Raw genomic sequence first — 25,989 nt, forward strand, 5'->3', positions numbered from 1 at the left:
TACAAAGGGTACACTTTACTAAAAGGTATCCCTTGATTTTATCGATTGTCTAGGAGTGTTTTTGCATCTGAATAGGAAGTTCCATGTGCTTCTGCAACTGCTTTGTAGGTTACATAGCCATCTAATGTATTGATTCCTTTGTATAATGCTTCATTCTCCAAACAGGCTTTCTTGAAGCCTTTATTGGCTATCATCAACGCATATGGGACCGTTACATTTGTTAATGCAAATGTAGAGGTACGCGGCACGGCTCCAGGCATATTTGCAACGGCATAATGTACAACATCATGTTTCGTATATGTTGGGTTATCATGTGTAGTTATCCTGTCAGTTGTTTCAAAAATTCCACCTTGGTCAATTGCAATATCGACGATTACTGATCCAGGTGCCATAGATTTGATCATTTCTTCCGTTACAAGCTTTGGCGCCTTTGCTCCAGGGATAAGTACTGCACCAATTACAAGATCTGATTCTTTTACAGCTTCTGCGATATTAAGTGGGTTTGATATAAGTGTCGTTACATCCGCCCCAAAAATATCATCAAGCTGGCGAAGTCGGTCTGGATTTAAATCAATGACAGTCACCTGTGCTCCAAGCCCCACTGCCATCTTAGCGGCATTCGTACCAGCAACTCCTCCACCGATAATCGTCACTTTTCCACGATGTACCCCAGGTACTCCAGCCAGCAAAATACCTTTTCCACCATGTGGTTTTTCTAAAAACTGAGCACCGATTTGCGTTGCCATCCTTCCAGCAACCTCACTCATCGGAGTTAACAATGGTAAAGAGCGGTTAGGTAACTGAACGGTTTCATAGGCAAGCCCAATTACTTTATTTTCAATAAGTGCCTTTGTTAGCTCTGGCTCCGCCGCTAAATGTAAATACGTAAATAAGAATAAGTCTTTACGGAAATATTGATACTCCTCTTGTAAAGGTTCTTTAACCTTCATGACCATTTCCATCTGCCATGCTTTATTTGGTGTATGCACAATAATTGCCCCTGCATCAGCATACTGTTGATCCGTAAAACCAGATCCCACCCCAGCGTTCGTTTCGATATACACTTCATGTCCAAAACTTACAAGATTCACAACACCAGCTGGCGTCATTGCAACGCGGTTTTCGTTATTTTTTAACTCCCGAGGTACACCAATACGCATGTAAAAACACTCCCCTAATTATGATCAACGATATTTTTCCCTTAAAATTACAAATCCTATTATAGCAATAATGAAAACACTTTCACAATAGTAAATAATCTAAGAAAAGTTCAATTTTTGTTCAGTTTTTATTCTTTTTTAACACATTTTCAGTGCTATACTAATAGTAGAAAGACCATTTCTATATTTAGGGGGCATTAAAATGCTAGTAACCTATAAGAAAGTCCTTGTTGCAGTGGATGGGTCTAAGGAAGCTGAATGGGCTTTTAAAAAAGCAATCGACGTTTGTAAGCGTTATCATTCCGAACTCATTATTACTCACGTAATTGACTTAAAACAATTTGCCACAATTGGTGCGTACCAGCTCAACCTATCGGAGCAATCTGAGAAATTTGGAAAAGAATTACTTAATCGGTATGAGCAAATAGCTGAAGAAGCAGGTATTGAAGAGATTGAAACAATACTAGAATACGGATCTCCTAAAATAAAAATTGCCAAAGAAATTGCTCCAAAACATCATGTTGATTTAATCATTTGTGGTGCAACTGGTCTTAACGCTGTTGAACGTTTCCTTCTAGGAAGCGTATCCGAAAACATCACACGCTATGCAAAATGTGATGTCATGGTTGTAAGAACTGAGAAGGACCTTTAAAATAAAAACAAAAAAATCGTGAAAAATCACGATTTTTTTGTTTGTTTTATTTTTTGCAGGACCTTGTATACTTCCTCAAATCCTGTTCCTCCAGCACTCTTACGTCGTGCTACAGCAGTTTGAGGTAATAAAACCTCATAAATATCTTCTTCAAAAAGTAAGGATGACTCTTTAAAGACTTCAAGTGGTAAATCACTTAAAAACACGCCGCGTTCAATACAGGTTAACACTAGTTTTCCTACCACTTCATGGGCCTCTCTAAACGGAAGTCCCTTTGAAGCTAAATAATCCGCAAGCTCTGTTGCATTGGAAAAGTCCCTTTTAACAGCTGTTTCCATTACTTCTTTTTTCACCTTCATCGTTGACACCATTCCAGCAAAAATCTTCAAAGATCCTTTGACCGTCTTTACTGTATCAAACATGCCTTCTTTGTCTTCTTGCATATCTTTATTATAAGCGAGTGGTGTCCCTTTAAGGACGGTTAATAACCCGAATAGATTTCCATAAACCCTTCCTGTTTTACCACGAATGAGTTCAGCCATATCTGGGTTTTTCTTTTGTGGCATAATACTGCTTCCCGTTGCAAACGTATCATCCATTTCAATAAAATTAAATTCCTGAGAGGACCAAAGAATTAACTCTTCGCAGAAACGCGAAAGATGCATCATTATCATAGAGCTATTACTCAAAAACTCAACGATAAAGTCTCGGTCACTCACGGCATCAATACTATTTTCGTAGATTTTTTCAAAGCCGAGAAGTTCCGCACTGTAATAACGGTCAATTGGGAATGTTGTCCCCGCTAAGGCACCTGCTCCTAATGGAGATATATTGATCCTTTGTAACGAGTCTGTTAACCGCTCCTTATCACGTTCAAGCATCCAATAATAAGCCAACAGATGATGGGCAAACGAAATAGGCTGTGCTCTTTGTAAATGGGTATAACCAGGAGCAATCGTTTCAACATGCTGCTCTGCTTGTTCCACGATTGCACCTTGTAGTTCCTCAATAAGTTCTATAATGTCTTCTACCTGTTGTCGTAAATATAAATGCATATCAGTTGCAACCTGATCATTTCTGCTGCGCCCTGTATGAAGCTTCCCACCGACTTGCCCAATCTCATCAATCAGCATTTTTTCGATGTTTAAATGAATATCTTCATTAGCTACTGAGTATTCCAATTCATTATCTTTGGCTTTTTCTAATAACGTAAGTAGCCCTGACTTAATGGTATTTGCTTCTTCAATAGAAACGATTCCGCATTTACCTAGCATTGTTACGTGGGCAATACTTCCTTCAATGTCTTCCTTCACCAATTCCTGATCAAAGGAGATAGATGCACCAAACTCATCTACCCATTGATCAGCACTTTTGGTGAATCTTCCTCCCCAAAGCTTTTTCATACTTCTACCTTCTTACCTTTATTTACGATACTGTTCACCTTTGTTGGTAGGCCCCATAATGAAATGAATCCAACTGCTGCATTATGATCAAACTCATCGTCGGAAGTATAAGTTGCAAGTTTCTCATCGTACAATGAATTATCTGATTTACGTCCTTCAACAATTGCATGACCTTTGAATAGTTTTACACGAACAGTTCCATTTACATTTTTTTGTGTTTCTTTTAAGAAACCAAGTAATGCATCTTTTAGAGGTGAAAACCATAGTCCATTGTAGATTAATTCAGTAAGCTTTTGCTCGATAACTGGCTTGAAATGCGCCACTTCTTTCACGAGTGTAAGGTCTTCAAGTTCCTTATGTGCAGTAATTAAAGTCATCGCACCTGGACACTCATAAACTTCACGAGATTTAATACCTACAAGGCGGTTTTCCACGTGATCGATACGACCAACCCCATGTTTTCCAGCAATTTGGTTTAATTCAAGAATTAATTCTGATAATGTATATGGCTGACCATTTATTGTTTTTGGTACACCTTGTTCAAAACCAATTTCAATAATGTCTGGTGTATTTGGTGTTTCTTCAAGAGATGCCGTTAACTCATATGCCTCTTCTGGAGGAGCAGCCCACGGATCTTCTAAAATTCCACATTCATTACTTCTTCCCCAAAGGTTTTGGTCGATTGAGAATGGGCTATCCAAGTTAATTGGAATTGGAATATTATGTTGTTTTGCATATTCGATTTCCTCTTCACGTGACCAGCTCCACTCACGAACCGGTGCTAATACTTCAAGATTAGGATTTAATGCCTTAATTGAAACTTCAAATCGAACTTGGTCATTCCCTTTTCCAGTACAACCGTGTGCAACGGCTACCGCATTTTCCTGTTCAGCTACTTCCACGAGTTTTTTCGCGATTAGCGGACGAGATAATGCTGATACTAATGGATATTTTCCTTCGTAAAGTGTATGTGCCTGTAAGGCTGCAAGTGCATATTCATTTGCAAATTCTTCCTTCGCATCAATGACGTATGAAGATACAGCTCCCACAGTAATAGCCTTTTCTTTAATAAATCCTAAGTCTTTTCCTTCACCAACGTCTAAGCAGCAAGCAACCACATCATACCCTTGTTCTTGTAACCACTTAACCGCAACACTTGTATCAAGACCGCCTGAATATGCTAAAACAACTTTCTTTTTGCTCATGTTGTATCTCCCTTTCGAATAATAATTCATATAGTTTTATATTTATACATTTATAATGTATAACTTTAGCAACTCTTTCTACTTTTTTCAATAGTAAAATGAAGAAAAATCAAAAATCTTTTTTCATAGCTATAAAACTCTGATTATTGTAGAATAGGAGCAAGAGCTACTAGGAGTGGTAATAGTGGGTAATTATTTTCATTTTGATGAACGCCTTGGTATCCTTCTTCCCTATTTAGAAAAGGAATGGGAGGAGTATAATGAGGAAACACAGCAATATATTCTATTCCAATGGGAAAAAATTAGAGGACATATCCCGGATCGAATCTCAGAAATTGAAGCCGTTATTAATAAGAAACAAGAACAGCTTGGCAAAGAGCCTAATTTCGAACGTTCCTGTGAATTAAACAGTGAAATCTCAGAATGCGCATCTAAGATCAATGATTTATGGATCTGGTACAGGATGAATCAAGGGATATCAAATAAAATACATCAATAGAAAAGGGTCTAATTTTCACGGAATGATTAGACCCTTTTTAAATCTTTCTTTATTTCACTGACCACGTGGCCAAGTTCCGGTAGAATTAATTTTTTCATTGCGAGTTTTACAGCTCCAGATGAGCCAGGTGTTGAAAAAATCGCTGTATTGTTACAAACACCTGCTATTGCTCTTGAAAGAATAGCTGCTGAACCGATATCCTCTGTATAGCTAAGCATTCGAAAAAGTTCCCCAAATCCAACGATTTCTTTATCTAATAATTTTGAAACTGTCTCAATTGTCACATCACGTTTTGCTATGCCAGTTCCACCATTTGTTAGAACAACATCAATCTTTTCGTGATCACAGCCTTCTTGTATCGCCTTCTCAATAGAAGCTTCTTCGTCCTTTACAATTTCATATTCTAAGACTTCATAACCACTTTCCTCAAGTAGTGAAACCATTAGCTGCCCACTTTTATCTGTTTCTTTTGTTCTTGTATCACTTATGGTAATCACTTTACATGTAACAGAAGATGGTGTTGCTTTTCTATGTTCGTGGACACTCATACCCTACAACCCCTTTTCCTGCAAAAAACGAAAACGATAATAATTATGAGCAAAATCACTGACCTGTCTTGTTAATTGATAATTCATACCAGCACCGATTGCCATACTGATTAAAGGAATCCCTTGAACCATACGCTTACGTAGTACTGAAATTGCGACTGCCTTTACTATATGCTTCAAAGGCAACTCTAGCCAAGTTTCATCGGTTAACTCTTCTGACCCATTGTAAAAATAGAGATTCTGATCAGCCCCGTCCGCATCCTGGATAAGAGCATTCCATCCCTGATAGCGCATGCGTTTAGGAAGTGTAGCAGCATGAAATACCTTTAACGATGTCATCATTTCATAGGGTGTGTTTACTTCATATCCATATGTCATCGCAATTAATTGGACAATCCGAAGATTGAGAAGCGTAATTGCAGGTATGTCTGTCCCAAGCAGCAGGATTCCACCAGTACCGGTCAAACCTCCCTGTGCTAAAGAATAAAGGCGATGCTTGGCTATCTGGTTTTCAGTTAAGTAGGAAAGCTCGTCAATTGTGAGATCTTTCAAGTCACAGATATCTTCGATGTCCTGGTTGAAAATACGAGCCGAATTGATCAATCTTTCCCTCGCATCCACTTGGAATTGTGAGCCTTGAAGTATTGCATGTAAGTGGAATAGCCAATTATCCAGTTTTGAAAAAAACTCAGTCCGCACATTCTCTGGAATCAGACTTAGCGAATTTTCTAGCCATTTGTCATAGGTCATTTCAAAATCTGTATGTTCATAGTGCATTTGATCTGACCACTTTTCAATATCAGCTAATACTTTAAGTTCCCGTTCTGTAAAACCCATGTTCATCCTCCGTTTCCAACTTTCACTAAGAGTATTATATCATAAAGCATTTATTGGCAATAAAAAAGACAAACCCTTAAGAGTTTGTCCATTAACCTTTATTTTGTTAATCGCATTACATCTCGAGCAATCATGACTTCCTCGTCGGTAGGAATGATGATAACCTTTACCGGTGAGTGTGGGTAGCTAATAAATGCTTCCTTACCTCTTACCTTATTTAAAATTGGATCCCAATATACACCCATGAACTCTAGACCAGTTAATACTCTTGCACGAACGGTTTCACTGTTTTCACCAATTCCTGCAGTGAAAATGATCGCATCGATACCATGCATACGCGCTGCGTAAGAACCAATGTATTTATGAATTCTGCTAGCAAAAACTTCAAGAGCTAATTTAGCACGGCTGTTTCCTTGATCTGCTTGCTCCTGAAGATCACGCAAGTCACTCGAGAATCCAGAAACACCCAGCATTCCACTTTCTTTGTTTAGTACATCTAATACTTCATCAGCTGTTTTCCCTGTTTTCTCCATGATAAATGGAATTAATGCAGGGTCAATATTACCTGAACGTGTTCCCATAGTTACACCAGCAAGCGGGGTAAAGCCCATGGATGTATCTATGGATTTTCCGCCTTCAATTGCAGCGATACTCGCACCATTTCCAAGGTGACAAGACAATAGGCGAAGCTCTTCTAAAGGTCTGCCTAAAAGTTCAGCTGCACGTTGTGATACATATTTATGTGAAGTTCCGTGGAATCCGTATTTTCTAATTCCAAAGTTTTTATAATAGTCATAAGGTAGACTATATAAGAATGACTTCTCTGGCATAGTTTGGTGAAAGGCTGTGTCGAATACGGCTACTGCTGGAACATTTGGCAGTACTTCATGAAATGCTCTAATTCCCGTAATATTGGCTGGATTATGCAGTGGAGCCAATTCGGATAACCTGTCAATTTCTGCTAAAACCTCATCAGTAATGACAACTGAATCAGCAAATGACTCTCCACCGTGCACAACTCTATGCCCAATTCCGTCGATTTCATCTAAGGATTTAATAATTCCTAATTCAGTTAATTTATCTAGTAATATTTTTACAGCAACTGCATGGTCTGGAAGCGCTGTTTCAGTTGTTTGTTTTTCATCGTTAACTGTGATTGTAAAAATACCTTTATCAAGTCCAATTCGTTCAAAGATCCCTTTTGTAATCACTTCTTCACTCGGCATTTCAAATAGTTGAAATTTTAGCGAAGAACTACCTGCATTTATCGCAATAATTTTTGACATTTTGTCCGCTCCTTTATTTAAATCACTATTATATGTAAAATTTCGTTTCTACATTATTCTATGCAAAACGACACGGTTTCATAGATGCCCTATTCATTTAAACATCGGTGCAAAAACTTTTCAAGGAGTATGCCAATTTGGTACCGTTTTCGTCATAAAGTTCCTATATTCAGATAATGGAAAGCGCTCTTAATTGAAAAAAGAGGAAGTTCTGCATTACCTGCTCTTGTCCTAGAACTGATATTTCTTAAGTTTAGTAATAAAAAAGAGACCCAGTTGGGCCTCTAGTCCATTACTTATTGTCTAATTCCATGTTTTTCTTGCGTAAACCAATCATCAATTTGCTTTATTATTCCTGCCATGGCTGTTTGATTTGAAAACTTAGGCAGGTTGGCAAGTAGCGCTTGCTTTGGCGCTTTCACCTCAGGTCCTTTTTTCTGAATCATAAAAATGCTTTTTGCAGATTTTTCATTTTTAAACAAGGATAATGGTAGCTGAATCATCCCTTGGATAACGGATTTCTCTTTAAGAAACGTATTTAATTCATTGGCATATTCACTTGTAAATAAGTGATTGGGCACAAGGAATAATAAATAGCCGCCTTCTTTTGTATATTTAAGACTTTGTTCAATAAAAAGATGGTGAGCGTAGGAATGACCTTTTTTTGCATGAAGTTCAAAGCTTGCAGCACCGAGGTCATTTGGATAATACCCGACAGGTAAATCACAGACCACTACGTCCATTGGGTCTATGTATAGGGGCTCTAAACTATCTTGGTTATAAAATTGAATAGAATGCTGCTGGAGATTTGCACTCACATATGCCACTTTGATTAACAGGTCATCTACATCAATTCCATATGCTTCAATTTCTTTCGATTGATTTTGATTAAGAACCGTTGTTAAGAGATTTGCAGTCCCAACAGCCGGATCAAAAATGGTGAATTTTTTCCAGCCTTCAGTAAATTTTGAGACAAGGTATCCCATAAAAATAGAAACAGCGTCTGGTGTCATTTCATGATTTGCCTGAGTGGCATCTTTCATCCCTTTTAACGCCGCAAGTTGGTAGGCCTTGCGTATTTCTTCAACTGAACATTGCTTTAAGTTAATTTGTGTGTATTCTTTTTCGATGCGTTTTTTTGATAGTTCACTTAATTCTTCCTGTAAGACAGTCTTTTGGAAGAGGTTTTCACCTGTTTCTGCAACAGCTTCTAAGTATGTACACGATAATTCTTCTTTTAGAATTGTTGCTGTGTTGTCAATTATGGTAAATAGTTTTTCAACTGCAGATATTTGTGTCATTGTTTTCTCCTTTTCGTACACGTAACATATCCTATTATTTTAAAAGAAAAGATGAGGCAGTGCAACAAAGTCAAAAAAAGAACCCCAATTAGATTGGGATTCGGTTGTTACCTTGAATTTTTAAAAGGTTTTTTATTTTGCTGCTTTTGCTGCCTCTATTGCTGCTTCATAGTTTGGATGGTTGGTTGCTTCACTTACATATTCAACATATGTAACAGTGTCCTTGCTGTCTACAACAAATACAGCACGAGCTAATAAGCGTAGTTCTTTAATAGCTACACCATATGCTTCTCCGAAAGAAAGATCACGATGGTCGGAAAGTGTTTGAACATTTTCAATACCGTTTGCACCACACCAACGAGCTTGTGCAAATGGCAAATCAACACTAACTGTTAAGATTTTAACATTATCTAAACCAGCTGCTTCTTCATTAAAACGACGAGTTTGTGCATCACATACACCTGTGTCAAGCGAAGGAACAACACTAATCAAACGAACAGAACCCTTTGAATCTGCAAGTGAAACTTGCGATAAATCATTTGCTAAAACAGTAAAATCAGGAGCCTTATCTCCAACCTTTACTTCGTTCCCCAATAGAGTGACTGGATTGTTTTTAAAAGTGATATTTGCCATTTTTCCAAAATCCTCCTTAAAATTATATGTACAGTGTAAATGATATCTTTAATTCAAAAGGATTGCAACGAATTAGAATGAAAAACGAATCAAAAAAGAGTCAACTGCTGAACAGCTAACTCTATCATTTCTTAAATATCGAAATCCTGTTGTTTCTGTTGATTTTGGTGATCTTGATTATTCTTTTTTAACATTTGTTGGATTTTATCAACAGCTTGTGGTGCAAGTTCAAGCAGTTTTTCAAATAAATGAGTACTTTCATCAAGATGGAGCATTTTGACACCATTTGCGCTTACAATTAAAAATGCGATTGGTGTAATTGAAACACCACCACCACTTCCGCCACCGAATGGCAGTTTGGATCCTTGTTGCTGTTGGTCTCCACCTTCACCACCGCTATCTTTTCCACCCTCACCTTGTCCCTTGAACTCACTGCCCCCTGCAGCAAATCCAAAGCCAACTTTTGAGACCGTTAAAATTACGCTCCCATCAGGTGTTTCAACAGGGTCCCCAATGATTGTATTCACATCAATCATTTGTTTTAAGTTTTCCATTGCGGTCTTCATTAAACCCTGTATTGGATGATCAGACATCACACATTCCTCCTGACAAACTAAACTGATTTTTTATCCGAATCGGCATCATTAAGCTTTGAAAGGGTTTGGGATTTAAATTTTGGTAAGCCCCCTCGCCACCTTTTAATCGCTTTTATTCCTGCTACCATAGCATACCCGATTCGAAAATGAATCATGCATTTTATCCTCGTTTCGGATACAGCTACCTGAAAGGAGGGGGTAATTGAATAATCAGGATTAGTTTTTAGGTTGAGATAATGGCTGATCACACTGACAATCGTCCCTTTAATCGCCCAGCCAAGCCCAGTAATAATTCCTGTATGAGCAGCATCCCCTACTCCAATATGTGAATGCCATTCGAATTTTGAAACGGAAATTTTCTTTAAAAAACGTTTAAGAATTGGGACCAAATCAATCACCCGCTGAAAAATTACATTTGTATCGTGGAGATTATCGATAAAATGTTTCACGGAAAATTTCTCTTTATTCTTTTTATCAGCTGCGGCCATGTTTGCTTTTTTTTCCTTCTTGAGCACAATGCTTGGTGTTTCTTTATCAATTGCAACCATCGGGACATTAATGGTATATCTTATTAATCCGAACCAAATACTGAATTTAATTTTAATATGGTCATCATCCTGTGAGTGATTTGCTTCAATAAAAATTGTTAGCCTTGTTATCATGATTAAAAGGATAAGAAGGACTAGGAATAATAAAATAATGAATAGCCACTTCACCACACTCACACCCTTTCAATGTTTCATTATCACCTACCATCAAGTAAAAAATACACAAAAAGGGTATCTTTGGTAATATAAACAATATAAAAAGAGTGCCATGAGGACACCCTTATTTTTTAACATGTATAACAGTGGTTTCTGACAAAAGGTCGTGTATTCCTTGTTTTTTTGGAAGAAAAGCAACAATTAAATAGCCGATGAAAAAGAGCTTTGAAATGTATCTTCCGATGAATTCTCTGAAGAGAACTGTTATCCAAGAAAGAGTCCGCCCATCAAGTGATACAACCTTAATTCCAAACACCATTTTCCCTAATGTTTGGTTAAAGAATTTTGTCATCAACACAAAGTATAAATAAAAGACAACAGCAGTTGCAATTGATGCTGCACTAAACATATTATTTTCAGATAATGGTATGTCTAGCGCTCGAAAGGCTGGATAGATTAAGATACGATTTAAACTCCCGATTACAACTAAGTCTAATATATATGCCCAAAACCGCATCCAAAATCCTGCATAATGTGGCATGTCTTGAACAACTGGTCGAGATGTATGATCATGAACATGATTATTGCCCTGGACTCCTTCATGTGTAAGATCCATATTCAAGTTAGTCCCCCCTATTCTGCGTACAAATACATCATTCTAGGTGAATTTGGCTGCGATAATAGATGAACCAAAGTTGCCATCTCGATGTCTTCACTAAATATTTTTTTCGCACTCATAGAAAATAAAGATCCGAAACCAAAATTAGTTTCATATTCAACAACTTTGATATTTCCAAGATCGTAATCCTGTTTCATGGCTGCAACCGTATCTTCAAAATAACCAAGTTCGTCAATTAGATGATTTTCTTTCGCCTGTCTTCCATCATAAATTCTTCCGTCTGCAATACGACGAACCTCTGATTCAGACATATTACGGCCCTCTGCTATTACATCGACAAATCCTTGATAAGCATTATTGACCATTGTTTGAATAATGGTTCTTTCTTCTTCTGTCATTTCCCTGTTTGGAGACATGATATCCTTATACGGGCCACTTTTAATGGTTTCAAATTTCACACCATATTTTTCAGCTAATCCACTATAATTGATCCCCTGCATAATCACCCCAAGTGAACCTGTCATAGTGTCAGGTGTCGCAAATATTTTGTCTGCTGGGGCAGAAATATAGTATCCGCCAGAAGCCGCCATAGCTCCCATTGACACATAAATTGGTTTATCTGTTGCTTTTTTAAAATCCACTAGTTTCTTATGTATTTCCGCACTTTCGACAACACCACCACCCGGTGAATTCACTTTGAGGATAATACCCTTTACCGTTTTATCTTTTTCCGCTTTTTCAATCATTTTTAAGAATGTTTGATGTTGATATCCGGCTGTTTGGAAGAAGGAAGTCACGTCCTCGCCCGTATCCTGAATCACGCCATTAACAGACAAGACGAGAATTTTATCCATTCCTTTGCCTTCAATTACAACATTTTCGAGAAATTGTTCATTTGATGACGCTAAAAATTCATCAGAAAAACTACTGAAGTTTTTTGAGGCTAAATTTGTTGCGAAATTAAAAAAGACCGAAAATACAAATATAACTGCAGCAATTCCTAAAGCTGCCCACCGTTTTCCATTCATTTCTGTTTTCCTCCTACCTTGATGGATACTATTCAAAAATTGTTCAAAAATAAATACGATTCAAATCCAAAATAGTTTCATTTAATTGTTAAACTAATTGTAAGGGTTCATACTAGCTTTAATTGTTTAACCTATTCATTCACTGATTAATCACTAGGAGGGTATTTATATGGAACGCCGCAATCTCTTTTTCTTTTATAGAAAAGAAAAAAAACTAATTGAATATGTTGAAAAGCTAAATAAGTTGGCAAAAGAGCAGCAATTTACAGTTGTCGATAATGCAGCTAAAGCAAATATCATTGTCAGTATTGGGGGAGACGGTGCTTTCCTACAGGCAGTACGTCAAACAAATTTTCGCCAGGACTGTCTATATGTCGGGATCTCAACAACTGGTGCTTTAAACCTTTATTGTGATTTCCATGCTGATGAAACGGATAAAATGGCTGAAGCAATGTTAAATGAAAAAATTGAGGTTCGCCGTTACCCAATCATTGAGGTCAAGGTAGATAATAACCCCTCATTTTATTGTTTGAATGAATGCTCCATTCGATCCGCAATCATCAAAACCTTGGTTTTAGACGTCTATATTGATGATTTGCATTTTGAAACATTCCGTGGCGATGGCATTATCATTTCAACTCCAACCGGAAGCACAGCTTATAATAAATCGGTTAGAGGCGCTGTCGTAGACCCATTGCTTCCTTGTATGCAAGTCACTGAACTTGCGTCATTAAATACGAACCAATATCGCACTTTAGATTCTCCGTTCATTTTAAGTGGAACACGTAAATTAACATTGCGCGATGTACAGGATGGTAACGACTTTCCAACCATTGGGATGGACAATGAAGCCCTCAGCATCCGTAATGTAAAGCAAATTGATATTAAGTTAAGTGAGAAAAGAATTAAAACAGTAAAATTAAAAGATAATTCTTTCTGGGAAAAAGTAAAACGAACTTTTTTGTAAAGAATGTGCAAGGCGCGCCTGGAACTAGACAAGAAAGTAATCTAAAAAGACCAAGATTACCACTTGGTCTTTTGTTTATCGTTCATACATTACGGTATCATCAACGACTGTCATCATTACTTTTGCATTCAGAATTTCATCTTCATAAATTTGAAAAAGATCTTTATCTAGAATCGTAAAATCCGCTTTAAACCCTGGAGCAATTTTTCCCAGACTGTCCTCTTTTCCGATAGCATACGCACTTCCCGTTGTAAACAACTGAACAGCCTCGTAGACGGAGATTCTTTGTTCAGGCATGTAAACCTCTTCTTCGCCAGGTTTCTTTCTTGTAACGGCTGCATGAATACCTAAAAGGGGATCAATCGGTTCAATCGGTGCATCAGATCCTCCTGCACAATGAAGTCCTTCCCGCAACAAAGTCTTCCATGCATAACAATTTTCCATATTCGTTTCACCAATTCTTTCAACTACCCATGGAAAATCTGAAACAACAAATCTTGGCTGAATATCGAGAATGAGTGGTAATTGTTTTGCTCGCTCGATTAACTCTTTTCGTAATATTTGAGCATGTATCAGACGGTCTCGTTGATTTTCTAATGGCGGAAATTCTTCTATAGCATCTAGCACATATTCAAATGCAAGGTCTCCTATCGCATGAACTGCAACCGGCATCTTAAAGCGTCTTGCCTTTTGAACAAGTGCTTTAAGTTCATCAAGTGGGTGGATGGCTACTCCAGAAGTATCAGGTGAATCATTATACGGATGACTGAGCAATGCGGTTCTGCCTCCGAGAGAGCCATCAGCAAAAATTTTCATTGCACCTAACTCTAGTAAATCTTCCTTCTCACCAAATTTATACCCTAAATGGTGCATATCTTCAACTACCTCATGATGTACTAAAAGATTTGCACGAAATTTACAATTGTCTTCATTAATTATTTTTTGAAATGCTTTATAGGTACGTAAAAATCCGCCATAATAATTCAAATCCTCCGTATGTCCACCAACAAGACCTACTCGAAGACAATCTTTAATTGACGAATGAAGCGCATTTTGAATGTATTCTTCGGTTACGGCTGGAATTACTTTTTTAACAAGCTCCTGTGCTTGATCTAACAAGTAGCCTGTAGCATTTCCATTAAGATCCCTTACAATTACTCCACCTTCAGGATTTGGCGTTTCGTCCGTAATGCCTGCCAATTCTAATGCCTTTGTATTTACAACAACAGCATGTCTGCAAATCCTTTTTAACATGAGCGGATAATTAGGTGCTAGTTCATCGAGTTCATTTCTATGGAAAATCTTTCGATCAGGAAGTTGGTTTTCATTCCAACCTTCTCCAATAATCCATTGGCCTGCTGGCTTATCTTTTATATATTCTTGAATTGCGTTCGAAATTTGCGTGGAAGATGTCATGTTAGAAAAATCGAGCTTTAACAGCTTTTCGCCATGGCCTATGAGGTGCATATGGCTATCTACAAACCCCGGAAACATCGTATTTCCTTTTAGGTCCATTCTTTTTGTAATTTGAGAATTATAGTTATTCTCTAATTCATCCTTAAATCCTGTGGCAATGACGGTCCCATCTTCTACAAATACAGCTTCAACCACATTTTGTTCTCGTTCCATTGTGTATATTCGTCCACCCGTCCATAAAGTTCCCATATTTCATCTCACCTATCTTTTTTTTGCATTTTAGTCTTTTATTTCTACTAAAAAGGTTTCTGGTCCAGTTGGATAGAGGCTTCCTCCTTTGGGCTCAACACTTGCTTTAATCATTTTAAATTTATTGATATCCATCCCTTGCATATACATTTTCGACGAACCATTTTTAGTTGGTATTATGGCACCTTGCATATCTTCATTTTTATAAATAATCCACAATTGGTGATCTTGACTTTCCAAATTTGCCAGCCCATTGATTTCAATAAGCAACTCTTTCGTAACGTTATTAATCCAAATTCCGCCATTTATGTTATTTCTTTGAGAGAGAGGTACAATATTAAACTGCCTCGTATCTGGATTTTCTAAGAAAGTTGTAGCGTGTTGTTCCTGTAAATCTTTCATTGTAAGCTTATTATTATTAATAGAATATAGGTTTGCCAAGCCTGTTAATAGAACGGCACTCGCTGCCACACTACCGAATTTAAGCAACATGTGTGATTGTCGTTTCTTCTTCACCTCTATATTTTGTTGAATTTTTTTCCAAACATCTTCTTTTTTATCTAGAGTAAATGTAGCTAAATTTGGTTCAACTGATACTATTTTAGCCCAATGATTCATTCTTTCATGACAACGGGGACATTGTTCCATATGTAGTTTAACTACATTGGATTCCAATTCATTTAGTTGACCTAATGTAAAATCTATTAATTTTTGCTCTGTAACATGTTTAACCATTATTATTATCACCACCACTAGATTCCATCCACCTTATTAGCGGCTTCTGCTTTCTAAGATTGTTAATCCCATAGCGAATTAATGATTTAATTGACCCTAATGGTTTTTCCATTGAGTCCGCAATCTCTTTATGAGTTTCTCCCTGAAAATAGGACCTAATAAGGGCTTCCCTTTGTTCATCTGGAAGATGATTTAATGCTTCAATAATAATGCTTTTTTGTAACTCTGAAAGAAATTGAAGATCGGCCCCTTTTTCTTTTTTCGTTAAAATGTCTTCTAATCGGTTGATTAGGATAGGCTTATTTTTTCGCAATCGGTCCAGTGAACGACTTTTTGTTTTTATAGCTAGCCATGCTCTTACACTCCCTTTAGAAGAATTGTATTGTCTTATTTTTTGAAAAACCTCTAGAAACACATCATGACTTACATCCTCTGCCTCTCTATGGTCCCCTATTATGTGTAATGCAATATTGTACACAAACGAATAATGCTTTTCATAAAAAAGGTCAAAAGCTTCGCGAGAACCATTTAGAATTTTTTGCAATAATTCAATGCTTTCCTGATTTTGGTCCATAAAAATCGCCTCTGATTATCTTTTAAATAAATTTTACAAATTTTTTTCAAAAATATAAATCCATTTATCTATTTTTCTCGTATCAAGGATGAAAAAATGTAGGAGGTAAGAAAATGAAGCCAATTTTTATTCGGATTATTTCAATTTTTGTAGTTACTTTGTCAATCTTAAGTGTTGAAAAGGTTCATGCTGCCGAAAATATTTCCTTATTTACTCCTTTCACGGGAATTTCGGCAACTCCCGGTGAAACGATTTCTTATTCCATTGATGTAATCAATACTGGTTCAACTATTCAAAACATGTCTTTTGAATTTGAAAACATGCCGGAAGGATGGGACTACACCATTTCATCAGGTGGAAGAGATATCCGTGAATTTTCCGTTAAAGGAAATAGTGAGGAAACAGTGAATGTTGATATTATTGTCCCATTAGATGCAAAAAAGGCTGATTATCGTTTTTCCTTAGTTGCTTCTGATGAGGGTAACAAAAGTAGATTACCATTGCTTATAACGCTAACTGAACAAGGTTCCTTTGAATCCGAGCTAACATCTGATCAAAAAAATTTACAAGGTCATGCCGATTCAAATTTCACCTATACGGTAAAGTTACGAAATCGTACTGCAGAGCAACAAAATTATGCGCTAAATTCAACAGTAGAGAAAGGATGGGGGGTTCGATTTAAAACAGGGTCGGACGCCATTTCTTCCATTACAATTGAACCCAATGAGACAAAAGATGTTACCGTTGAGGTTACTCCTCCTGAAGATGTAAAAGCGGGAACTTATAAGATTCCAATAAGTGCCTCAACAGGTACTACCTCGGCAGATTTACTATTAGAAGCAGTTATAACAGGTTCTTATGGAATAGAAATCAGTACACCAACTGGAAATCTAAGTACAGATATAACAGCAGGTAATGACCGAGTCATTGATCTTGTAATCACAAATACTGGAACAGCTCCTTTAGTTGATGTAAATATTACGTCCAACACACCTCCAAATTGGGAAACTGAATTCGATTCTAGTTCTATAGCAGAGCTTAAGCCTGGAGATTCTAAGACCATTAAGGCTACCATTATTGCTCCTGATGAAGCAATTGCAGGAGACTATGTTACTGAATTTACTGCATCAGCAGCTGAAACTTCCGCAAAAGCGGCGTTCCGTGTTTCTGTTGAAACGTCCACGTTATGGGGTGTAGTTGCAATCCTTATAATACTTGGAGTACTTGGCGGATTATATTACATCTTTCGAAAATATGGGAGGAGATAAAGTTGCTGGAAACTGATCCTATTATTAAACTAGAACAGCTAACAAAGCGTTATGAACATCAATTTGCCGTGCAAAATCTGTCTCTTTCCATATCGAAAGGTGAAATATTTGGTTTACTTGGACCAAATGGTGCCGGTAAAACTACAACTATTTTAATGATGCTAGGGCTAAGTAGCCCAAGCTCAGGAGTAGTTCAAGTTTGTGGCATTGATTCTACGCGTAATCCAATTAAAATTAAGCAAAAGGTAGGGTATTTACCAGATGATGTAGGCTTTTATCATCATATGACAGGCCTAGAAAATCTTCTCTATACGGCAAGTCTAAATAATATTAATCGGAAACAAGCAATTGCTAGAGCAGAGATGCTGTTAAAAAGGGTAAATCTTATGGATGCGGCACATAAAAAGACAGGTAAATACTCGAGAGGGATGCGGCAAAGACTTGGTTTAGCAGATGTGCTTATGAAAGACCCTGAAGTTATTATTCTAGACGAACCAACACTTGGCATTGACCCCGAAGGTGTGAGAGACTTTTTACATCTTATTAAGGAATTAAAAGAAAAAGATCAGAAGACCATTTTACTTTCTTCACACCATCTGCACCAGGTTCAACAAATCTGTGACCGTGTTGGAATATTTGTTGATGGCAAGTTGCTGGCTCATGGTAATTTGGAAGAACTTATCCAGCAGCTTTTATTAGAGGATACCATTGTGATTAAAGTCATTGCTAGTTCAATTCATGAACGAGTATTAAATGAATTAAAAATGCTTGAAGATGTGAATAAAGTTGAAGTATTAAACGAAAACTCGCTTGAGATTTACTGTAAGAAGGATATGACTGCCTCTATTAGTCGTACCATTATTCATTCAGGGGCCTCTTTGCACCATATTAGCAAAAAGGATTTTGGACTAGATGAAATTTACCACCGTTATTTTGAAGGGCGTGAAGTTCATGAATCTCGCTAATTTACAGAAAAAAGTCTTTCACAATCGAAGCAGTTTAAATGTAAATAAGATAATCAAGAATCCCGATGTATTTTTAGCCATAGTTCGTAAAGAATTTACGGATAATATTACGAGCTGGCGTATCATCATTCTTCTTGGAATTATTACACTTACCTGCATTGGTTCACTTTATACTGCAGTTTTGACTATTCAAGATTCACTTGAGTCGACTGAAGATGCCCAAGTAATAGCTAGAGATTCATACTTGTTTTTAAAGTTATTTACAGTATCAGACGGAACACTGCCATCCTTTATCACGTTTGTAGGTTTTCTTGGCCCCCTTCTTGGAATTGCATTAGGCTTTGATGCGATAAATTCAGAACGAAATAAAGGAACGTTAAGCCGGCTGATGGCACAGCCAATCCCTAGAGATTTTGTAATCAATGGAAAATTTGTTGCAGCCCTGTTAATTAACATTGTATTATTTTTTTCATTGGGTTTTCTTGTGATGGCCCTTGGTATTTTGATTTTAGGGATTCCACCAACGTTGGAAGAGTTTAGTAGAATATTCTTTTTCCTACTTTTATGCATTGTATATATTGCTTTCTGGTTAAATCTTGGTATTTTGTTTTCAATCTATTTTAGGCAGGCTGCTACTTCTGCTTTGTCCAGTATCGCTGTCTGGTTATTTTTCAGTTTGTTTTATTCCATGATTGTAGGGCTAATTTCAAAATCCTTTTTAAATCCTGCTGAGAATCCGAGCACTGAGGAAATCCTAAGTAAGCAGGGCATGGTTTTAAATATGCTCCGATTATCACCAAGCTATTTATTTAATGAATCGACAGCAACACTTCTTTCACCTACTGTAAGAAGTCTTGGTCCACTAACCATGGAGCAAACGATAGGGGCTGTTGCTAGTCCATTGCCATTAACGCAGAGTCTTTTACTAATTTGGCCTCAACTAACTGGTTTAATTGCTGCATCATTAGTATGCTTTGCTATTGCATATATCTTATTTATGAGACAAGAAATTCGGGCATAGTAGAAAGAAGAAAAGCCAATCCACAGAGATTGGCTTTCCTTCTTTTATATTTTATGTTAAGCTTTTGCAATTTCGGCCTGTCTAAGCTCAATTCTTCTAATTTTTCCTGAAGTTGTCTTTGGTAGGTCACTCACAAATTCTATTTTCCTTGGATATTTATATGGTGCCGTCATTTGTTTTACATGTTCCTGAAGGTCTTTGATAAGATCCTCATTAGCAGCTATCCCCTCACGTAAGACAACAAATGCCTTTACAATATTGCCTCGAACTTCATCAGGACTTGCCACAACTGCACATTCTTTTACAGCAGGATGTTTAACAAGTGCATCTTCAACCTCGAATGGTCCAATCGTATAGCCTGAACTTATAATAATATCATCTGCTCGTCCTTCAAACCAGAAATAGCCATCTTCATCTTTTTTGGCTTTGTCCCCTGTAATATAGTAATCCCCTCGATATTGCATGGCTGTTCGTTCAGGGTCTTTGTAATATTCCTTGAAAAGGGCTGGTGTTTCTACATGAACTCCGATATCTCCTACTTCACCTATAGCACAAGGTTTTCCAAACTCATCGACAATTTCTACATGATTGCCTGGTGTTGGCTTGCCCATTGAGCCTGGTTTAATAGTCATTCCTTTTAAAACACCAACTAATAATGTATTTTCTGTTTGCCCATATCCATCACGAACTTCTACATCAAATTCTCTTTTGAATGTATCGATTACTTCCCGATTTAAAGGTTCACCCGCTGAAACAGCACTATGTAAATCAGGCAGTGAGTACTCGGCCAAATTCTCTACCTTTGCCATTAGACGATACTCGGTTGGTGTACAGCATAAGACATTAATTTTATAGGTACTTAGTAATTCTAAGTATTTATTAGGATCAAATTTGCCGAAGTACACAAATCCTGTCGCACCACTTCCTAATGTTGAAAGGAATGGACTCCAAATCCATTTTTGCCAACCGGGACCTGCTGTAGCCCAAACGGTATCTGTTTCATTAATGCTTAACCAATAGGGTGCTGCTGTTTTTAGATGTGCATATGCCCAGCCATGTGTATGAACAACACCTTTTGGATTCCCAGTTGTTCCAGAAGTATAGGATAAAAATGCCATGTCGTCCTTGCTTGTTTCTACTACATTTAGTTCATCAGATTGGTTTTTCATACACTCTTCTAACGATACCCAACCATCAACTTTATCTCCAACTACAAACTTATGAATAAGATCAATATTTTCAATTGATAAAAATTGATCACAATAAGGGTGGTAGCTAATGATCGCTTTAACATCTCCATGTATGATTCGGTATTGAAGATCTTTCGTACGGAGCATTTCAGAGCTTGGGATGACTACTAATCCCGCTTTCAATGCACCTAAATAAACCATATATGCTTCTACTAGACGAGGAACGATAACTAACACTTTGTCACCTTTCCTAAGGCCGTTGCTAATTAAAGTATTTCCAATTCGATTTACTTTTTTGAAGAGGTCTACGTATGTGATTTCCTTTTTGGTCCCCTGCTCATCTTCCCATTTTATTGCAATCTTTTTTGGGTCATTTGCATACTTTTCAATTTCCTGAACAAGGTTATACATTGCAGGCGCAATTAAATCTTCTCTTTTCACGATTATTCCTCCTCCGCTTTTATAGTCTAATTATATAAAATAATAGAATCAAATTGGAAGGGGTTATGTGAAAATTTTATGACCAGGTTATAATATCAGCTTCCAATAAGTCATAAGCATTAAAAAAGGACGGGTATTAGCCCGTCCTTGTAGCCATTTTATTTATATTTTTTAGAAGTTACCTCCGCTCATATGTGATTGAGCGAAAGATACTAAACGCTTAGTGATTTCTCCACCAACAGATCCGTTAGCACGAGAAGTTGTATCAGCACCAAGGTTTACACCGAATTCTGATGCAATTTCATATTTCATTTGATCGATAGCTTGTTGAGCACCAGCTACTAGAAGTTGGTTACTATTGTTGTTGTTTGCCATGTGACTTCACCTCCTTGTGAGTATATAATGTGTAAAATCACATGGCATAATGCATGTAAACCGCTGGTAAATGTTCACAACAAAAGAATGATTTTCTACTAGAATAAGTCCTCTATTTCTTGTTTTTTTGAGCCATCTAGTGTAAGAACTTCTGTTTCTTGGACTGCTTTTTCAATTAAGCTTTCAAAATCTGTGTAGCTTTCATAATGAGCTACTTTCTCCAGTCTTGGTCTTGTTTTTGGTGCCGCTGGTGTAAAGATGGTACAGCAGTCCTCAAACGGACGAATTGAAATATCATGTGTATTGATTTTCTTTGCCATATCAATAATATGAAACTTATCTATTGTTACAAGAGGACGAATAATCGGTGTGTTTGTGACATTGTTTATAACATGCATACTTTCCAATGTCTGACTAGCTACTTGTCCTAAACTTTCACCAGTTACGATCGCTAGCGCATTACGTCTTCTTCTGATCTCGTCCGTGATTCGCAGCATCATCCGACGAGTTGAAATCAACGTATAGTTTTCCGGAATTTGCCTTTGTATTGTGGTCTGAATTTCAGTGAATGGCACAATATGAAGCTTAATCGTTCCAGAAAAATCAGTAAGCTGCTGTGCAAGGTCAATCACCTTTTGGCGTGCACGTTCGCTTGTATAAGGTGGACTGTGAAAATGTACTGCCTCTACTGTTAATCCCCTTTTCATAGCTAGGAACCCGGCAACAGGGCTATCTAGTCCGCCTGAAAGCATAAGCATGGCTTTCCCACTTGAGCCAACTGGAAGTCCGCCTAAACCCCTCTCATCCTTAAAGGTAATGTATGTCGCTTCCTTACGAACCTCGACACGCATATTAATATCAGGGGTATGCACATTGACATTGATTCCCTTAACATTCTTTAAAATATGTGCGCCTAGCTCATAATTTAACTGATTCGAGTCAAGCGGAAAGGCTTTATCAGAACGTCGAGCCGAGATTTTAAATGATTTCCCCTCATGTTCTAGCTGTTGGATGGCGGCAAGTACGCCTTCTTTAATCTGCTCCATTTCACTTTCAACTTTTAAGGCTAAACTAAAGGACTGAATTCCTATGATATTTTTAAGAATCTCTACTATTCCCTCATGGGGTTCACCATTTAGCTTTATATAAATTCGGTCTCTTGTTTTTTCAAACGTAAGTCCTTTGTAATCTGTAAGTTTTCTTACTATATGATGTACTAGTTTATTAATGAATAAATTACGATTTCGACCTTTTGTAGTAATTTCGCCAAATCGTATTAAAATGTGATCATATTCCATTTCTTTCCCCCATTACATTTTGTAATTTCTGTATTGAATTTTCAATTGCAGTTATTATCTGCGGAACCTCTTCTAATTGATTTTGATGAGAAAGACTGATTCGAATCGAGCTATTCGCTTGGGCGACAGGTACTCCCATGGCAATCAATGTTTTACTCGGTTCATTATTCTTCGATGAGCATGCTGAGGTAGTTGACACGAAAATTCCCTTTTCCTCTAATAAATGTACAAACACCTCAGGTTTTAGCCCATCGATTGAAAAATTAATAATATGTGGAGCACTGTGTTTCACAGGTGTATGAATTGTAACTCCATTCATAATTGATAATTTGTCGATAATCGCCTTTTTTAAAACTGTGAGATGTTGGATATTTGCATCTCTATTCTCCATCGTCATTCGTAATGCTTTTGCTAAGGCAACAAAGCCTGCTACATTTTCTGTACCTGACCTTTTTTGCATTTCTTGGTCCCCGCCAGCGATTAAGGATTTAATTCGTACACCTTGGCGGACAAAAACCACTCCAGTTCCTTTAAGTCCATTAAACTTATGCCCTGAAATCGTACATAAATCAAGTTTCGCCTTATTAAAATTTAAATGGGTTTTACCTATTCCCTGCACATGGTCAACATGATAAATAATCTTCGGATACTTTTCTAAAAGCTTGCCAATTTCTTCAACCGGTTGGATTGAGCCTACTTCATTATTTACATGAATAACCGAAACTAATATCGTATCATTACGGATAGCTTGCTTTAAATCTTCAATCGATACTACTCCACCTTCGTCAACTGGAAGATATGTTATTTCAAATCCGAGGTCTGTCAATTGTTTGCAGGCTTCACTGACAGATGGGTGCTCAATTGAGGTTGTAATAATATGTTTGCCTCGTTTTTGATATTGTAGAGCAATCCCCTTAATTGCAAAATTATTCCCCTCTGACCCGCCTGATGTAAAAATAATCTCCTGTGGCTTTACGTGTAAAAGGGATGCAATCTGTGAACGTGATTGTTCTAAAAGCTTTTCAGCTTGTCCTCCAATTCCATGTAAGGAAGAGGGATTACCAAAATAATTTGTTGCAACTTTTATATACGAATCAATAACATCATCAAATGGTTTAGTTGTTGCACTGTTATCTAAATAAATCATATAATTTCCCCTAATAAGCATTATTTGCATCAAAATCATACCATAAATTCATAGAATTAAAAAAGGAAAGGACCCCAATTTGAGGTCCTTACTTTTCACTATCGTCATCTAACAATACTTCAATTTTTTTAAGTGCTCCCGGATCTACATCCTCAATTGCAGTGGCAGCTTGCTCAAGTGCAAGAGCATATTCAAAATTCCTAAAAGAATTTTCTGCCTCTAGTAAACTCACCGCTATTTTTGGATTTCTGCTGCGATATCGATTTCCATACTGAATGACTTTTTCTGCAAGATATACTTGCTCTATCATTTCTTCTGTATTTTTATGAGTTTGTGAAATTAAATCAAGTGCATTTTGTAGAGCTTGATTCACCGTATTCATATTTAGTGGTTTTTCCTCAAGCGTAGACATAACTTGCGTTAGAGATAATTTCGCTTCGGACAATAGTTCAGAATATTTAATCGGCAGGCCTGGTATATTGCTTTTTGAAATAAGGCGTTTTGCATCTGCAAGTTGTTTCTTCATTTCTAAAATTTGTTCTCTTGCATGAAGCTCATCCTTGCGAAGAGTTTTCAGCATCTCTGAGTATTGTAAGTGCTCTTCCTTCACATCTTGGATCATGCCGTAAACTTCTTCAAGCTCTTTTCTAATTAATGAATAGGCAATCTTGTCATCCTCAAGCCTTGCTTGAATTGAAACGTACTGTTTCACAAGTTGCTTGATTCGCTTTACGATAGTCCGGTGACGCTCCAAATCATGGTCATTTAAATGATAGCTTTGCTGCACAAATGCTGTCTCTTCTTCAGTACTCTTACTCCCCTCAATCAGCTCTTCAAGATCCTGTTCTATTTTTTCGACCTCATTATTAACAAACTGATTTGCCTTTACTTCAGCTTCAAGTAAATCATAGATTGTATCGAGGGATTCTTGAGTCTCATCCAAGCCCTTTTTCGCTTCTTCCAGTTTGAGCTCTTCAACTAAAGTAACATACTGAGCTAATTGTTCCTTCATTCGTTCTATTTCTTTTTCAATTTGATGATGTTCGAGTGAATAGCCTTCCTGTTCCATTTGACTATATCCGTCTGAAACTTCATTTAATTGGTTTGGAATTGCACTCTGGCATTCATGCAGTAAATGAGGAATTTCGTCCATCTGCTGCCTCGTCACAGTAAGAGCTTCTTTAATGAGGAGCACTATTTCCCTTGCTTCGAAATAATTCCCATTTGTTGTAGCTTCTTCAAATTCCTTAAATTTTACATAAATACCTTCTAGATTCGTTTCAAGCTGTTTTTCTGCACCACCGAAAGTATGACGGTGTGCAAGTAAATTCTTCTTTAACTCACGATATAATTGATTTAATTCATCTACCTCGATGCGATTTTTTTCTTCGCTACCAACTAGCTCTTTAAGTTCCTCCAAAATGACCGCAATATTACTTTCAGCATCATTTAAAATGGCTTCGATTTGGGCAAGAACCCTTTTCGCTTTTCCAAAACGATATTTATCTGCTAAGTCTTCAGCATCAAATAATAATTCCTCGACATCTGGAAGTGCGACAGTGACAATTTCATCCCACTGTTTTCGCCAGCGTTCAAACAATTCTTCCGTTTGACCTGTCATGTTGAGATCTTTTACCTTTGCTATTTCATCGGTAACTGGTCGATTCATCATATCTATTTTCCATGCTTCCAGCCGATCAACATCTTTATATATCTTTTTTCTCGAATAAAATCCAAAAATAGCAACTGCACCAACTACTACGATTATGCCGATTATGATTTCCATAATTTGGCCTCCTTGCTCCCACAATCAATCTCGTTCTAGACATTTATGTATTTATCTATATAAATTCTTTTCAAATGTTTTTATAA

26 protein-coding genes are annotated in these 25,989 nt (G+C 37.2%); 6 read left to right on the forward strand and 20 right to left on the reverse strand.

The genetic code is table 11. The features are described 5' to 3' along the window. Nucleotides 1-38: 38 nt before the first annotated feature. Nucleotides 39-1,160 (reverse strand): alanine dehydrogenase, encoded by a 1,122-nt coding sequence (ald, locus tag V7138_RS03555; RefSeq protein ID WP_335394349.1) that lies wholly within the window; start codon nucleotides 1,158-1,160, stop codon nucleotides 39-41. Nucleotides 1,161-1,362: 202 nt separating this feature from the next. On the opposite strand from ald, the gene V7138_RS03560 reads away from it, so the two are divergent. Next, nucleotides 1,363-1,812, forward strand: a complete 450-nt coding sequence (locus V7138_RS03560) for a universal stress protein (protein ID WP_335394351.1) — start codon at nucleotides 1,363-1,365, stop codon at nucleotides 1,810-1,812. A gap of 26 nt (nucleotides 1,813-1,838) precedes the next feature. Here the strand turns inward: V7138_RS03560 and argH are convergent, their stop codons facing one another. Continuing rightward, complete coding sequence (argH, locus tag V7138_RS03565) at nucleotides 1,839-3,215, reverse strand: argininosuccinate lyase (protein ID WP_335394353.1); 1,377 nt, start codon at nucleotides 3,213-3,215, stop codon at nucleotides 1,839-1,841. Then, a complete protein-coding gene (locus tag V7138_RS03570; RefSeq protein WP_335394355.1) occupies nucleotides 3,212-4,420 on the reverse strand; it encodes an argininosuccinate synthase in 1,209 nt (402 codons plus the stop codon). Before V7138_RS03570 ends, argH begins: the two co-directional genes overlap by 4 nt. Nucleotides 4,421-4,604: 184 nt before the next feature. Here V7138_RS03570 and V7138_RS03575 point away from each other — a divergent pair, with 184 nt between their 5' ends. Further along, nucleotides 4,605-4,919 carry a hypothetical protein gene (locus V7138_RS03575; protein ID WP_335394357.1) on the forward strand — a complete coding sequence of 105 codons (315 nt, stop codon included), beginning with the start codon at nucleotides 4,605-4,607 and terminating at the stop codon, nucleotides 4,917-4,919. A 26-nt stretch (nucleotides 4,920-4,945) separates the two neighbouring features. Here V7138_RS03575 and V7138_RS03580 read toward each other — a convergent pair whose 3' ends face one another. The 9 genes from V7138_RS03580 to sppA all read right to left on the reverse strand — a co-directional run bounded on the left by V7138_RS03580 (nucleotide 4,946) and on the right by sppA (nucleotide 12,471). Next, the gene (locus V7138_RS03580; RefSeq protein ID WP_335394359.1) at nucleotides 4,946-5,467 is read right to left on the reverse strand and encodes a MogA/MoaB family molybdenum cofactor biosynthesis protein; all 522 of its coding nucleotides are present in this window, start codon (nucleotides 5,465-5,467) and stop codon (nucleotides 4,946-4,948) included. A 3-nt stretch (nucleotides 5,468-5,470) separates the two neighbouring features. Further along, a complete protein-coding gene (locus tag V7138_RS03585) occupies nucleotides 5,471-6,304 on the reverse strand; it encodes an EcsC family protein (RefSeq protein ID WP_335394361.1) in 834 nt (277 codons plus the stop codon). A 98-nt stretch (nucleotides 6,305-6,402) separates the two neighbouring features. After that, nucleotides 6,403-7,590: an acetate kinase gene (locus V7138_RS03590; protein ID WP_335394362.1), complete on the reverse strand. Its 1,188-nt coding sequence runs from the start codon at nucleotides 7,588-7,590 to the stop codon at nucleotides 6,403-6,405. A gap of 296 nt (nucleotides 7,591-7,886) precedes the next feature. Next, the gene (locus V7138_RS03595) at nucleotides 7,887-8,891 is read right to left on the reverse strand and encodes a class I SAM-dependent methyltransferase (protein WP_335394364.1); all 1,005 of its coding nucleotides are present in this window, start codon (nucleotides 8,889-8,891) and stop codon (nucleotides 7,887-7,889) included. 132 nt (nucleotides 8,892-9,023) lie between these two features. Beyond that, nucleotides 9,024-9,524 (reverse strand): thiol peroxidase, encoded by a 501-nt coding sequence (gene tpx, locus V7138_RS03600; RefSeq protein ID WP_335394366.1) that lies wholly within the window; start codon nucleotides 9,522-9,524, stop codon nucleotides 9,024-9,026. A 131-nt stretch (nucleotides 9,525-9,655) separates the two neighbouring features. Further along, nucleotides 9,656-10,117 (reverse strand): GerW family sporulation protein, encoded by a 462-nt coding sequence (ytfJ, locus tag V7138_RS03605; RefSeq protein WP_335394368.1) that lies wholly within the window; start codon nucleotides 10,115-10,117, stop codon nucleotides 9,656-9,658. Between the two features lie 20 nt (nucleotides 10,118-10,137). After that, nucleotides 10,138-10,836, reverse strand: coding sequence for a DUF2953 domain-containing protein (locus V7138_RS03610; protein ID WP_335394370.1), 699 nt, complete (start codon nucleotides 10,834-10,836; stop codon nucleotides 10,138-10,140). Nucleotides 10,837-10,948: 112 nt separating this feature from the next. Then, a complete protein-coding gene (locus tag V7138_RS03615; protein WP_335394502.1) occupies nucleotides 10,949-11,440 on the reverse strand; it encodes an RDD family protein in 492 nt (163 codons plus the stop codon). A gap of 17 nt (nucleotides 11,441-11,457) precedes the next feature. Continuing rightward, nucleotides 11,458-12,471, reverse strand: a complete 1,014-nt coding sequence (sppA, locus tag V7138_RS03620) for a signal peptide peptidase SppA (protein WP_335394372.1) — start codon at nucleotides 12,469-12,471, stop codon at nucleotides 11,458-11,460. A 169-nt stretch (nucleotides 12,472-12,640) separates the two neighbouring features. Here sppA and V7138_RS03625 point away from each other — a divergent pair, with 169 nt between their 5' ends. Further along, the gene (locus V7138_RS03625) at nucleotides 12,641-13,438 is read left to right on the forward strand and encodes an NAD kinase (RefSeq protein WP_438824309.1); all 798 of its coding nucleotides are present in this window, start codon (nucleotides 12,641-12,643) and stop codon (nucleotides 13,436-13,438) included. Between the two features lie 75 nt (nucleotides 13,439-13,513). Here V7138_RS03625 and V7138_RS03630 read toward each other — a convergent pair whose 3' ends face one another. From V7138_RS03630 to V7138_RS03640, 3 genes are read right to left on the reverse strand one after another with little or no spacing between them, the layout of a single operon-like run. Continuing rightward, entirely contained in the window at nucleotides 13,514-15,103 is a 1,590-nt protein-coding gene (locus tag V7138_RS03630; RefSeq protein ID WP_335394374.1) for an amidohydrolase, read from the reverse strand. 30 nt (nucleotides 15,104-15,133) lie between these two features. Beyond that, on the reverse strand, nucleotides 15,134-15,838 hold the full coding sequence (locus V7138_RS03635; protein ID WP_335394376.1) for an anti-sigma factor: 705 nt from the start codon (nucleotides 15,836-15,838) through the stop codon (nucleotides 15,134-15,136). Then, nucleotides 15,831-16,412: an RNA polymerase sigma factor gene (locus V7138_RS03640; RefSeq protein ID WP_335394378.1), complete on the reverse strand. Its 582-nt coding sequence runs from the start codon at nucleotides 16,410-16,412 to the stop codon at nucleotides 15,831-15,833. Before V7138_RS03640 ends, V7138_RS03635 begins: the two co-directional genes overlap by 8 nt. Nucleotides 16,413-16,525: 113 nt before the next feature. Here V7138_RS03640 and V7138_RS03645 point away from each other — a divergent pair, with 113 nt between their 5' ends. Genes V7138_RS03645 through V7138_RS03655 form a run of 3 tightly spaced genes read left to right on the forward strand, consistent with a single transcriptional unit; the run spans nucleotide 16,526 to nucleotide 19,666 of the window. After that, nucleotides 16,526-17,680, forward strand: coding sequence for a COG1470 family protein (locus V7138_RS03645; protein WP_335394380.1), 1,155 nt, complete (start codon nucleotides 16,526-16,528; stop codon nucleotides 17,678-17,680). 5 nt (nucleotides 17,681-17,685) lie between these two features. Further along, nucleotides 17,686-18,645: an ABC transporter ATP-binding protein gene (locus V7138_RS03650; protein WP_335394504.1), complete on the forward strand. Its 960-nt coding sequence runs from the start codon at nucleotides 17,686-17,688 to the stop codon at nucleotides 18,643-18,645. Further along, nucleotides 18,632-19,666, forward strand: a complete 1,035-nt coding sequence (locus tag V7138_RS03655; protein ID WP_335394382.1) for an ABC transporter permease — start codon at nucleotides 18,632-18,634, stop codon at nucleotides 19,664-19,666. The genes V7138_RS03650 and V7138_RS03655 overlap by 14 nt, the downstream gene beginning before the upstream one ends. Nucleotides 19,667-19,722: 56 nt before the next feature. On the opposite strand, the gene mbcS is transcribed toward V7138_RS03655, so the two are convergent. The 5 genes from mbcS to ezrA all read right to left on the reverse strand — a co-directional run bounded on the left by mbcS (nucleotide 19,723) and on the right by ezrA (nucleotide 25,903). Continuing rightward, nucleotides 19,723-21,297, reverse strand: a complete 1,575-nt coding sequence (mbcS, locus tag V7138_RS03660) for an acyl-CoA synthetase MbcS (protein ID WP_335394384.1) — start codon at nucleotides 21,295-21,297, stop codon at nucleotides 19,723-19,725. 171 nt (nucleotides 21,298-21,468) lie between these two features. After that, nucleotides 21,469-21,672 (reverse strand): alpha/beta-type small acid-soluble spore protein, encoded by a 204-nt coding sequence (locus V7138_RS03665; RefSeq protein ID WP_335394386.1) that lies wholly within the window; start codon nucleotides 21,670-21,672, stop codon nucleotides 21,469-21,471. A gap of 98 nt (nucleotides 21,673-21,770) precedes the next feature. Beyond that, on the reverse strand, nucleotides 21,771-22,970 hold the full coding sequence (gene thiI / locus V7138_RS03670; RefSeq protein ID WP_335394388.1) for a tRNA uracil 4-sulfurtransferase ThiI: 1,200 nt from the start codon (nucleotides 22,968-22,970) through the stop codon (nucleotides 21,771-21,773). Continuing rightward, nucleotides 22,960-24,117: a cysteine desulfurase family protein gene (locus tag V7138_RS03675; protein ID WP_335394390.1), complete on the reverse strand. Its 1,158-nt coding sequence runs from the start codon at nucleotides 24,115-24,117 to the stop codon at nucleotides 22,960-22,962. The genes thiI and V7138_RS03675 overlap by 11 nt, the downstream gene beginning before the upstream one ends. An 88-nt stretch (nucleotides 24,118-24,205) precedes the next feature. After that, nucleotides 24,206-25,903, reverse strand: a complete 1,698-nt coding sequence (gene ezrA, locus V7138_RS03680) for a septation ring formation regulator EzrA (RefSeq protein ID WP_335394392.1) — start codon at nucleotides 25,901-25,903, stop codon at nucleotides 24,206-24,208. Nucleotides 25,904-25,989 lie beyond the last annotated feature (86 nt).

The sequence above is a fragment of the Bacillus sp. JJ1533 genome (assembly GCF_036965045.1).
In the GTDB taxonomy this organism is placed as follows: domain Bacteria; phylum Bacillota; class Bacilli; order Bacillales; family Bacillaceae_L; genus Ferdinandcohnia.